12 protein-coding genes and 1 tRNA gene are annotated in these 11,036 nt (G+C 57.5%); 5 read left to right on the top strand and 8 right to left on the bottom strand.

The features are described 5' to 3' along the window. Positions 1–181: carbamoyl-phosphate synthase domain-containing protein (locus tag L0H65_RS07410; protein ID WP_301458197.1), on the bottom strand; the 181-nt coding region annotated here is incomplete at its 3' end. Positions 182–362: 181 nt separating this feature from the next. Here L0H65_RS07410 and L0H65_RS07405 point away from each other — a divergent pair. Then, complete coding sequence (locus L0H65_RS07405) at positions 363–821, top strand: GatB/YqeY domain-containing protein (protein WP_301458196.1); 459 nt, start codon at positions 363–365, stop codon at positions 819–821. A 21-nt stretch (positions 822–842) separates the two neighbouring features. Here L0H65_RS07405 and L0H65_RS07400 read toward each other — a convergent pair whose 3' ends face one another. From L0H65_RS07400 to lipB, 7 genes are all read right to left on the bottom strand, one after another. Continuing rightward, positions 843–1,859 carry a Hint domain-containing protein gene (locus tag L0H65_RS07400; RefSeq protein ID WP_301458195.1) on the bottom strand — a complete coding sequence of 339 codons (1,017 nt, stop codon included), beginning with the start codon at positions 1,857–1,859 and terminating at the stop codon, positions 843–845. A gap of 160 nt (positions 1,860–2,019) precedes the next feature. Further along, complete coding sequence (locus tag L0H65_RS07395; RefSeq protein ID WP_301458202.1) at positions 2,020–2,520, bottom strand: DUF2244 domain-containing protein; 501 nt, start codon at positions 2,518–2,520, stop codon at positions 2,020–2,022. A gap of 44 nt (positions 2,521–2,564) precedes the next feature. Then, positions 2,565–3,077 (bottom strand): AmiS/UreI family transporter, encoded by a 513-nt coding sequence (locus tag L0H65_RS07390; RefSeq protein ID WP_301458194.1) that lies wholly within the window; start codon positions 3,075–3,077, stop codon positions 2,565–2,567. A gap of 161 nt (positions 3,078–3,238) precedes the next feature. Further along, positions 3,239–3,853 carry an N-acetyltransferase family protein gene (locus L0H65_RS07385; protein WP_367651980.1) on the bottom strand — a complete coding sequence of 205 codons (615 nt, stop codon included), beginning with the start codon at positions 3,851–3,853 and terminating at the stop codon, positions 3,239–3,241. A gap of 31 nt (positions 3,854–3,884) precedes the next feature. After that, positions 3,885–5,561: a cytochrome c oxidase subunit I gene (gene ctaD, locus L0H65_RS07380; protein WP_301458192.1), complete on the bottom strand. Its 1,677-nt coding sequence runs from the start codon at positions 5,559–5,561 to the stop codon at positions 3,885–3,887. Between the two features lie 153 nt (positions 5,562–5,714). Beyond that, on the bottom strand, positions 5,715–6,134 hold the full coding sequence (locus L0H65_RS07375; RefSeq protein WP_301458191.1) for a cytochrome c family protein: 420 nt from the start codon (positions 6,132–6,134) through the stop codon (positions 5,715–5,717). Positions 6,135–6,325: 191 nt separating this feature from the next. Next, complete coding sequence (lipB, locus tag L0H65_RS07370; RefSeq protein ID WP_301458198.1) at positions 6,326–7,021, bottom strand: lipoyl(octanoyl) transferase LipB; 696 nt, start codon at positions 7,019–7,021, stop codon at positions 6,326–6,328. A gap of 147 nt (positions 7,022–7,168) precedes the next feature. Here lipB and L0H65_RS07365 point away from each other — a divergent pair, with 147 nt between their 5' ends. The 4 genes from L0H65_RS07365 to L0H65_RS07350 form a co-directional block, all read left to right on the top strand. Then, complete coding sequence (locus L0H65_RS07365; RefSeq protein WP_301458190.1) at positions 7,169–8,527, top strand: peptidoglycan-binding domain-containing protein; 1,359 nt, start codon at positions 7,169–7,171, stop codon at positions 8,525–8,527. Between the two features lie 146 nt (positions 8,528–8,673). Further along, positions 8,674–8,760, top strand: a tRNA-Leu gene (locus L0H65_RS07360). Between the two features lie 196 nt (positions 8,761–8,956). Continuing rightward, on the top strand, positions 8,957–10,057 hold the full coding sequence (locus L0H65_RS07355; protein ID WP_301458189.1) for an ABC transporter ATP-binding protein: 1,101 nt from the start codon (positions 8,957–8,959) through the stop codon (positions 10,055–10,057). Between the two features lie 32 nt (positions 10,058–10,089). Beyond that, positions 10,090–11,036: ABC transporter substrate-binding protein (locus L0H65_RS07350; protein ID WP_301458187.1), on the top strand; the 947-nt coding region annotated here is incomplete at its 3' end.

The following is an 11,036-nucleotide window of genomic DNA, read 5'->3' as shown; positions in this document are numbered from 1 at the left end:
CAACCTGCCCGGCATAGGAGGGGTCTGTCATGATCTCCTGGTAGCCGGTCATTGCGGTGTTGAACACCAGTTCGGCCACCGTCTGCCCGGTGGCACCAAAACCATGACCATAAAACAGCGTGCCATCTGCCAAGGCAAGACAGGCGGTGGGTTTGGCGGTTGCGGATGTGGGCTGCGGCATGGGACGACTCTCTCTGGCCGGATTTGGCGGACATTACGAGGCATGACGCCAAGGGTCAAGTCAAGGGCTGAAATGGCTTTTCTTGCCATTCCAACAGGTTATGCGTTTGCACTTCGGTTGCCTCTCTCGGTGCTTCGCGCTATGGTCCGATTTTGCCGAAACCACCAGGAAAGACAATCAAATGACTTTGCGTGACCGCCTGCAACTGGCCATGAAAGATGCGATGCGCGCACGCGAGGTTGAGCGCTTGTCGACCCTGCGCCTGATCAATGCTGCGATCAAGGATCGTGATATCGCGCAGCGCGGTGAAGGCGGCGAGGGCGGGGTTTCGGATACCGAGATCACCGCAATTCTGTCGAAGATGGTCAAACAACGTCAGGAAAGCGCGCGCATCTATGAGGAGGGCGCTCGGCTGGAACTCGCCGAAAAGGAATTGAATGAAATCAAGGTGATCGAGGAATTTCTGCCGCGCCAACTTTCGGAGGACGAAGCCGATGCTGCGATTGCGGCCGCGATTGCCGACGCCGGCGCAAGTTCCATCCGTGATATGGGCAAGGTCATGGCGGTGCTGAAAGGCAAATACACCGGGCAGATGGATTTTGGCGCGGTCGGGCCGCGAGTCAAGGATATGCTGGTCTGAAAGAACGGCGCGGGCGGCAGATTACAGTGCTGCCGCGATCAACCTCCCTTCGATCCGACGCGCTTCTGGCCGCGCCAGGAGGCAAGGCTGTCTTGCCGCGTTATCGGCAAAAAAAGCCGGAAAAAGTGCTTTGAGTTCGGCGGCCTGATCGGGGTCGTTGCAGCGTTCAGCCTGCGCGCCAAGATAGAAACTCTCGGAAGCGACCCCATTTGACCGAAGCACCTCATGCCGGTCGAACAACAGATGGATATAGGTGACCCAGCCGCACGCCTTGCGCTTGATCGTGCGCCCATTGGTCAGATGTTTCGCCGCGACGAACATTTCCAGCTCTCCCGTCAGCAGTTCGGGAAGATACCCCTCTACCACGACGCGGTGATTGGGGGAGACGATCAGATCGCGCGTCGCGCCCAAAACGCCTTGCGCAATATGGATCTGGGCCATTGCGCCGATCCCCGCCACCATCTTCTGGCCGATCCAGCGCAGCACCTGCGGGCCGTTGTCACGGGTTTCGACCAGATCACCGGGGCGCAGATCCTCGATCCTTGCTTCGCCTGCGGGCGTCGCGATCATCGTACCGGGAGTGAAACACGCAAGCTGCGCATAAGGGACAGAGCCATTGCCGATATTCGCCTCACTGGTGAAAACATATTGCAACCCCGGCGTCATCGGCGTGTTGGTGATGAAGGCTGTCGTGGTATTGTTCGCGGTATTGCCTTCGCCAAGGGTGATGGAATAGCCGGAAAATCCCGAATTGGTGGTGATCACATAGTTGATGATCACGGATGTTCCGATGGCATAAGTAACACCATCAATCGTGATCGGGGCTGTCAACAACTGAAACTTGTCGCCAACTTCGTTGAAATTGGGATCATCGTCCGACAGGTGCAGGCGCTGTGGGCCTGCACCACCCGACAGTGTGAGGGAGAACGGTGGGGTTCCCTGCGCGTCGGCGCCTTTTTCCTGCGGCGGTGCCACATTGCCACCCGTCGTCAGAAAGTCGGAGAGTTGATAGACATAAGAAAGGGTGTAGTTCGGCACAGCAGCATATCCTCAGCGGCGGGCAAGGTGAGCTGGTGAAGCCCACAGCGAAACACAGATAGATTGTTTACGAAATCGCAACAGTTTGTGGCCCAATTAAGGCATTGGCCATGGTTTACCGCAGTTTGCGTCGGCTTGTTGCGGGCGTGCAAGACCGGTTTCAGGGCTGGTGACGCGTCGTGTTGTGATCTTGCAGCGCGACACGCAATTCCGGGACGAGGCGCAAGCGTTCCTCCTCGGCCAGAAATGCGCCAATTTCCACGTCCCGTTTGCCGCCTTTCAGGATCAGGTAGTTCGGCACTGGGCCATCCTTGACGTGGAGTTCAACCCTGACCCAATGCGGGTTCGCCTGCCATTCCTGGCGTTTGCCCTGCGGGCCGTGGCGTATCAGGTGCAGGTGGTCGGGGTGAAAGGTCAATTCCTCGATGATTTCACCATCGCGGTAATTGCGCTGGATCGCCCAGTAAAGCCCCGCGACCGCCGCGATCAGAAACGGCAACAGGCCCCAAAGCACCGGCGAGCCCAGCACGGTCATCAGCGGCACGGCGATCAGCAGGGCAGTGCCAGCAATGAAGCCGACAAAGCCACGCCGGGGCAGGGACCGGTAGGGCCACAGATGCAGCGCCTTGGCACCTTGGGTCTGAGTCCATTCATAGGGCATGCGGGCAGGATAGGGCGTCGAACGCGGGCGGAAAAGGGTAGAAATCAGCCCCAGCCGTTCAGCATCAGCCAACCGGGCAGCCAAGCCGTGAACACGCCACAGAACAGGGTGAACCAAGCGGTAGCGCGCAGGATCGGACACGCAAGGGCGAGGAGAAGGAAATAGAGGAACCACAACACTGCCCAAGCCGCCCAGCACAGCGCAATCCAATGCGCGAAAGGGGTTTGCGCCGCTGTCCAAGCTTCCCATGCAACAGGTGTGACGGTGATGGCGACAAACAGGCTGAACCATCCAAGGCCGCGCCCGTCAAAACCCGCGATGCGATTGATTGCGACCCATAGATAGGTCGTGCTGAACAGCAGCGTGAGTGCTGCGGCCTTCACGCTTTCCAGCGTTGCTTCTTGCCCGAAAGCCAAGGCGGATGCGACCGCGATGGTGATCGCGGCAACAACGCCGTTGATCACCGCGATCTCCCGCTCACCAATGCGGCCGAGCATCCAGATGCCGTTAAGCGACAGCACTGCACCGACGAAGAGAAAGGATAAACCTGTTAGCATCAGGGACTCATCTGTGTGTTACGCCCGTAGACGATTTTGTTTGGCTTACAGCATCTGGCGGGTGTGTCCACGATGAAGACAGCAACTTTACAGTGCTTCTGCATGTGTGGCCCAAGGTCCGCAGTTTGAACTTTTCCGCGATTGATTGAATATGGGTGGGGTTACTCGAAACGAAATGAATATACGTTGTTCAGATAAGCCCCATTTCCAATACGAAAATGGGTTTCCCCAATCTTTTCAAAGCCATTTGTCAGATAGAATGCGATCGCAGGAGAGTTTTCTGCATTGGTTGTAAGCCAAACAGACGCGACCCCTTGTCCATGCAAATGCTGTAGCGCCGCATGTAACAAGCCCTTCCCGATACCTTTGCCGTGGTGGCGTGGCTGGACATAGAACGTTGATATTTCTATTTCAGAGCAGCCACCTACCGGTGCCTTACTTTCGGATGATATGCGTATGAAACCGTCAATACCTTCTTCGTTTTCAGAAACAAGAATGAACTGGCTGGGGTCACATATGAGCCTTTCGGTATTCGCAGTGGTGAACTCGCCCAACACATAGTCTGCAAAGGCGGCACTGACGCCCCGTTTTTGGTAGGTGCCAACCCATACCTCAATCGAGATTGCGGCAATGCTTGAAGCATCTGATCGCTGAGCTTTTCTGTGTGTCACGCCCGAAAGATGCCAGCCTTTAAGCAAGAGATAAATGCGAAATATAGAAATATGCTTGGGCCTAATTCGAACCCGCCCACGAAAAAAAAAGGCCCCGGTTTGCACCGGAGCCTTTTCCTTTATCCCAACGCCGGGATCAATGCGTGTGCGGTTTGTCCCAATCGGACTGCTTGGGCAGTTGCTCGAACGTGTGTTCGGGCGGTGGGCAGGGCAGGGACCATTCCAGCGTGTCGGCGTATTCGTTCCAGTAGTTGTTCTCGGTCACGCGCTTGCCGTAGCGCAGGCTGTAGATCATGATGCCGATGAAGAACAGGAACGAGGCGAAGGACAGGAAGGCGCCCATGCTCGACCACCAGTTCCAGTAAGCGAAAGCCTCCGGGTAGTCGATATACCGGCGCGGCATGCCTTGACGGCCAAGGAAGTGCTGCGGGAAGAACGTCACGTTCGCGCCAATGAACATCATCCAGAAATGCAGCTTTCCCGCCCATTCGGGATAGTGCCGCCCCGACATCTTGCCGAACCAGTAGTAAATCCCGGCAAAGATCGCGAAGACTGCCCCAAGGCTCATCACATAGTGAAAGTGTGCCACGACGTAATAGGTGTCATGGTAGGCACGGTCGATGCCAGCCTGCGCCAGCACGATCCCGGTCACGCCACCGACGGTGAACAGGAACAGGAAGCCAAAGGCCCAATACATTGGCGTTTTCATGTCGATGGAACCGCCCCACATGGTTGCGATCCATGAGAACACCTTGATCCCGGTCGGAACCGCGATCACCATCGTCGCCAGCATGAAATAGCTTTGCTGCGTCAGCGACATGCCCACTGTGTACATATGATGCGCCCAGACAATGAAGCCCAGAACACCGATGGCGACCATCGCGTAAACCATCGGCAGATAGCCAAATATCGGCTTGCGAGAGAAGGTTGCGATGACGTGGCTGATGATGCCGAAGCCGGGGATGATGATGATATAGACTTCCGGATGGCCAAAGAACCACAGGATGTGCTGATAGAGGATCGGATCACCACCGCCAGCCGGGTCGAAGAATGTGGTCCCGAAGTTGCGGTCGGTCAGCAGCATGGTGATCGCACCCGCCAGAACCGGCAGTGCCAGCAGGATCATCCAGGCCGTCACAAAAATCGACCAGGCAAACAGCGGCACTTTATGCAGGGTCATGCCCGGTGCGCGCATGTTCAGGAAAGTGGTGATCATGTTGATCGCGCCCAGGATCGACGACGCCCCCGACAAGTGGACCGCGAAAATCGCAAGGTCCATCGAGTAGACATCCTTGTTCTGGGTGGTCAGCGGCGGGTAAAGCACCCAGCCGACGCCCGCGCCATTCTGCCCTTCACCGCCCGGAACCAGCAGCGAAGCAATCGCGAGCGACACACCCGCAACATACATCCAGTAGCTGAGGTTGTTCATGCGCGGAAAAGCCATATCCGGCGCGCCGATGTGCAACGGCATGAAATAGTTGCCAAAACCGCCGAACAGGGCAGGAATGACCACGAAAAACATCATCAGGATGCCATGCGCAGTGATAAAGACGTTCCAGATGTGACCGTTGGGTGTACACACCTCGCCCGCACCTGCGGCGGTCAGCCTTGCGCCTTCAAGGCACATATACTGAACACCGGGATGCATCAGTTCCATCCGCATATAGACGGTGAACATCACCGAGATCAGGCCGACAAGCCCGCCGGTAAAGAGATAAAGAATCCCGATGTCTTTGTGATTGGTAGACATGAACCACCGCGTAAAGAACCCGCGTTGATCATGCTCGTGGCCATGAATGGCTGCGTCGGCCATGCCTGCCTCCCGTTTGCGTTGACTTTTTTGGCGTGCGGAAAAAGGATTCCCGCCGCCGCTTGTGCCATCGTTCTAGAGTGACAAAGGGGCGGCGGCAATCGGTGACTTTGACGCAAATCAATAAAAGCGGCGTCAAAGTCACGTTTTGGTGGGTCAGTTCGCCGCAGGCACCACCGAGGCGAGATAGGCGGCAACATCGTCGCCACCCTTCTTCAGCTTGAAGGTCATTTTGGATTTGCCGGCGGAATCGCCGGAAGTCTCCTCAAGGAAGGCCGAAGGATCGGGCAGATACTTGACCAGCGTTTCCTCATCCCAGACCAGGCCTTTTTCACCGGCCTCTTTCATCACGTCGGAATAGCTGAAACCTTCGACAGTCCCCGCGGCACGGCCGACAACCCCGTAGAGATTCGGTCCGGTCTTGCCGCCTTTGACAATCGCAGTGCCGTCGTCCGCGACGATTTCGTGGCAGGCCTTGCACTTCTTGAATTCGTTTTCGCCCTTGGCGGCGTCCCCGGCGAAAACGGGCGATGTGAGGGCCAAAATGGCGGTGGTGGCGATAAGGCTGATTTTCATTGGTCTTCCTCGTTGCTTGGTTTGACGTGTCGTGGGGCCAGTGGTTCATGGCCTCGCAACCACCTCTGTACAGATAGACGCAAGCTGGCATGCGCCCAGTGTGCAAGCGGTCGCTTGTTCGTAATCGGCAGAATACCGCAGATATTCCGGGCATTCAAACCCCCACGGGGCCAGAAGCCGAAAAACACGAATTATATTTGCGGGTTTTTCGGGCAGGCGTCAACAGGGCCGTTCGGCAACGCGAAAATCTGTTCGAACGTGGCGCGCAAAGCCAGATCCAGATCCGCCATTGTCACCGGCAGACCAAGATCGACAAGACTGGTGACTCCGTGATCGGCGATGCCGCAAGGAATGATTCCGTCAAAATGCGTCAGATCCGGCTCAACATTGATCGAAATCCCATGAAAGCTGATCCATTTGCGCAGTTTCACCCCGATGGCGGCAATTTTATCCTCTGCCGCCTCGCCATCCGGTCCCTTTCGGTCGGGCCGCACCACCCAGACACCGACGCGCCCGGCGCGCCGCTCGCCCGTCACATTGAACTCCGCCAGGGTCGCGATGATCCAGTTTTCCAGCGCGCAAACGAATTTGCGCACATCGCGCCCGCGTTTGTTCAGATCGAGCATGACATAGGCAACACGCTGGCCCGGTCCGTGATAGGTGTATTGCCCGCCGCGACCGGCGATATGGACAGGAAAACGATCCGGTTGTACCAGATCTGACGGATGCGCGCTGGTCCCTGCCGTATAGAGCGGCGGATGTTCCAGCAGCCAGACCGCCTCCGAAGCAGCCCCAGCGCCAATCTGCGCTACGCGCGCTTCCATCGCGGCAAGAGTTTCGGCATAAGGGGCCGGGGCGTCAAAAACCCGCCATTCCACACCGGCCATAACGCCGCCTTCCGATTCGGACACCCGATATCCTTTCTGCTTCGATCTCAAAAACCGCGAAACTGCAAAAAGAGCTAGTGTTAACGCTGGTGCATGCTACGCTTTGTGAAGAATGAGTCGACCGGTATTTCAAAACGGGGTTTTCAAATGAAATTCAAACATATTGCAAGCAGTTGCATTGCCGCTGCCATGATCATCACACCGATGGAATCCTCCGCTGGCGATGGATTGGTCGGCGGGATCATCGGTGGGATCATTGGCGGGGCCATCGTCAATGGTGCAAATCAGCACCGATATCGCAAGGCGGCACCAAGGCGCAGCACCAAGAAATCCTATTCCGGGGTTTCCACCAGTCAGCGCAATGAAACCCGTGAGGTTCAGGTCGCGCTCAATTATTTCGGCTTTCCGGTTGGCACACCCGACGGCGCCTTGGGTCCGAAATCGCGGGCTGCAATCTCTCAATACCAGGCGATGTTGGGGTTTGCGCCCTCCGGCAATCTGAACAGTTGGGAGCAGGAACTGCTGATTCAATCCTATTACCGCGCGCAAGCGGGTGGCGCGTTGACCGCGCAGCAGGTTGCCAGCGATCCACGCGGAACCAAAGGGCTGCTCTTTGCCTACCGCGATGAGAAGTTGGGCGTTGCGGCACCCGGCGGGCAGATGGCCGCCGCCGCCCCGCAACCCGCTGCGCCCCAAGCAGGCTTTGCGGCAGCGGGGACGAGTGCGGTTGCCGCTGCCGTGCCGCAATTTGGCGCGTCTGCCGCGGGAACCGCCTTGCCCTCCTTCATGGGGCAAGGGGCGGCGCAAACCTCGCTTGCCAGCCATTGCAATAAGGTATCGCTTGTCACCAACTCCAACGGTGGCTTCGTGACGCAGGTGACGATGAAAGACCCGGCCTTCGCACTGTCGGAGCAGTTCTGCCTCGCACGGACCTATGCGATCGCACAAAGCGAGGAGTTGGTCGCCAAAGTTGCAGGTTTCACGCCGCAACAGATCACCCAGCAATGCGAAGGCTTCGGCCCGGTGATGAAAGATCATGTTGCCGGCCTTTCGCTGAAATCACGCGATGAGGTGTTGAAAGACGTTTCTGCCTTTGTGCTGACTTCGGGTATGGCCCCGGCCCAGCTTGCGGGAACGGCCAAGATTTGCCTCGGTGTTGGATATGTCACGGACAACATGGATGTTGCTATCGGGTCCGCCCTGATCCTGACGACCCTTGGTGACGCGCCCTATGCAGAGCTGTTGGGCCATCATCTTGCCTCGGGGATCGGCACGGCGCAACGCAGTGACCTGTCGCTGCCATGGTTCGATGAAGGCTTTGACGCCACCAGCAACGGGGCAGCGCAAGTCTTCGCACCGGGGATGGTGGATCGCCCGGCTTTGGTTCGGCTTGCGGCCTATTCCTCGGCAGGACGCAGCCTGCCCGGTGCCACCGTTCCGGGCGCGCCGGTCCCCGCCTCGGCCTTGCCGAGCTTCGCGGTGCCGGGGGCGGTTGCGAATCCTTGATCGCGCCAGCTTGCAATGGCCGCCGTGGTCCATGCCCCGGCGGCTTTTTTCATGTCCGGCAACCGGTCGCGATTTCCCTGCCCCGATACAAAATTGATCTTGAGGTCGGATGCGCGCTTCGTTATGACCCGCCAAGTCAGGATCGTGCGGTCGTGGCGGAATTGGTAGACGCGCAGCGTTGAGGTCGCTGTTCTTTAACCGGAGTGGGGGTTCGAGTCCCCCCGACCGCACCAGTCTTGCCACAGACAGCGCCCATGCGCGTCACCGATCTCCCGGCGCTTTATTCTTCAACACCGCAGTTGCACCTTACCTGCGACAGATTGCATATGGTTTCAGCGCGGCAGGGAGTTGCATATTGTGCGACAAACCGCTTAAGTCGTGTCAAGGATAGTGCGGGGTTCACCTGCCGGAACCGATAGGGAGAAGCGGGTGGCCACGACAGCCCAAAGCGGCGGTTTCGTCGTATTTGATCATGTACAAAAAAGTTACGATGGCGAAACGCTCGTCGTCAAGGATCTGAACTTGTCCATCGGCAAGGGTGAGTTTCTGACGATGCTTGGCCCATCGGGTTCGGGCAAGACGACCTGTCTGATGATGCTCGCGGGGTTTGAGACCGCGACTCACGGCGATATCCGTCTTGACGGTCGCCCGATCAACTCCGTCCCGCCGCATAAGCGCGGCATCGGCATGGTGTTCCAGAATTACGCGCTGTTTCCGCATATGACGGTTGGCGAAAACCTGTCCTTTCCGCTGGAAGTGCGCGGCATGGGCAAGGATGAGCGGGAAGCCAAGATCAAGCACGCTTTGGACATGGTGCAGATGTACAGTTTCATCAATCGCCGCCCCGCGCAGCTTTCAGGAGGCCAGCAGCAGCGCATCGCCTTGGCCCGCGCTTTGGTTTTTGATCCCTCACTGGTGCTGATGGATGAACCGCTTGGCGCATTGGACAAGCAGTTGCGCGAACACATGCAGTTCGAAATCAAACACTTGCACGAATCACTTGGCATCACAGTCGTCTATGTCACCCATGATCAGGGTGAGGCGCTTACAATGTCTGACCGCGTGGCGGTGTTCAACGATGGCCGTATCCAGCAACTCGCCCCGCCGAATGAGCTATATGAACGCCCGGAAAATGCCTTCGTCGCGCAATTCATCGGCGAAAACAACAAACTCGATGGCGTGGTCGAATCGATTTCCGGCGACCGCGCCACGGTGCGGCTTTCCTCGGGTGAGGTGATAGCGGCCACGGCGGTCAATGTCACCGAAAAGGGTCAAAAAACGCTGGTGTCCATCCGTCCCGAACGGGTAGAATTCAAGCCGGGAATGATGCCTGACGGCGCGCATCTGATTGATGCGGAAGTGCTGGAATTCATCTATATGGGCGATCTGTTCCGCACACGGTTGCGTGTGGCAGGGCAGGACGATTTCGTCATCAAATCCCGCAACACCCAAGGCCAGACCGTTCTGCGACCGGGGGAGCGGATCAAGATCGGATGGGCGCCGGGCGATGCCCGCGCGCTTCATCCGTAACAAGTCAAATTTTAACCACGGGAGAGTCTGCTATGAAAAAACTGCTCATTCTTACGACTGCTTTGGGGGCGTTTGCGCTTCCGGCGGTCGCGCAGGAGGTCGTCATCATGGGATGGGGCGGCGCCTATACCAAAAGTCAGGTCGAGGCATATCACAAGCCGTTCACCGAGGCGACCGGGATCAAGGTTGTGTCGGTGGATACCGACAATCCGGCAACCCCGATCAAAGCGCAGGTTGAAGCGGGTAATGTCACCTTTGACATAGCCTCGGTCGAATTTGCCGATGCGGTACGCTATTGCGACGAAGGCTTGCTGGAAAACATCGACTCCTCGATCTTGTCGCCTGCACCCGATGGCACCCCGGCGATGGATGACTTTTTGCCCGGCACCGTGACCGATTGCTTTGTCGCGACGGACGTTTTCGCAACCATCGTTGCCTATGATGGCGCAAAATATGCCGAAGGCGCTGCACCGTCGACGATGGCCGATTTCTTTGACCTGACAAAATTCCCCGGCAAGCGCGGCGCGCGTAAAAATGCCAAAGTGCTGTTGGAAATGGCGCTGGAAGCCGATGGCGTTGCCGCAGCCGATGTCTATGCGATGCTGAGAACGCCAGAAGGCGTTGATCGCGCGTTCAAAAAACTGGACACGATCAAATCTGAAATCGTCTGGTGGGATGCTGGCGCTCAGGCACCGCAACTGCTTGCAGATGGTGAAGTGGCGATGACGGTTGCCTATAATGGCCGGATTTTCAACGCCAATGCTTCTGAAGGCAAAGATTTCAAGATCATCTGGGATGGTCAGATCTATGATGTTGAAGGCTGGGTGATCCCGAAGGGCGCGCCGCATCTGGAAGACGCGCTGAAGTTTATCACCTTCTCCACCGGGACAGAGCCGCTGGCGAAGGCTGCGGAATGGATCAGCTATGGCCCGCCGCGCAAATCTTCGGCTCCGCTGGTTGGGATGTACCAGGACGGCAA

The organism is Pseudorhodobacter sp., assembly GCF_030452865.1.
In the GTDB taxonomy this organism is placed as follows: Bacteria; Pseudomonadota; Alphaproteobacteria; order Rhodobacterales; family Rhodobacteraceae; genus Pseudorhodobacter.
Note: the sequence above shows the minus strand (reverse complement) of the source record. Positions and strands in the feature narration are given on the sequence as shown.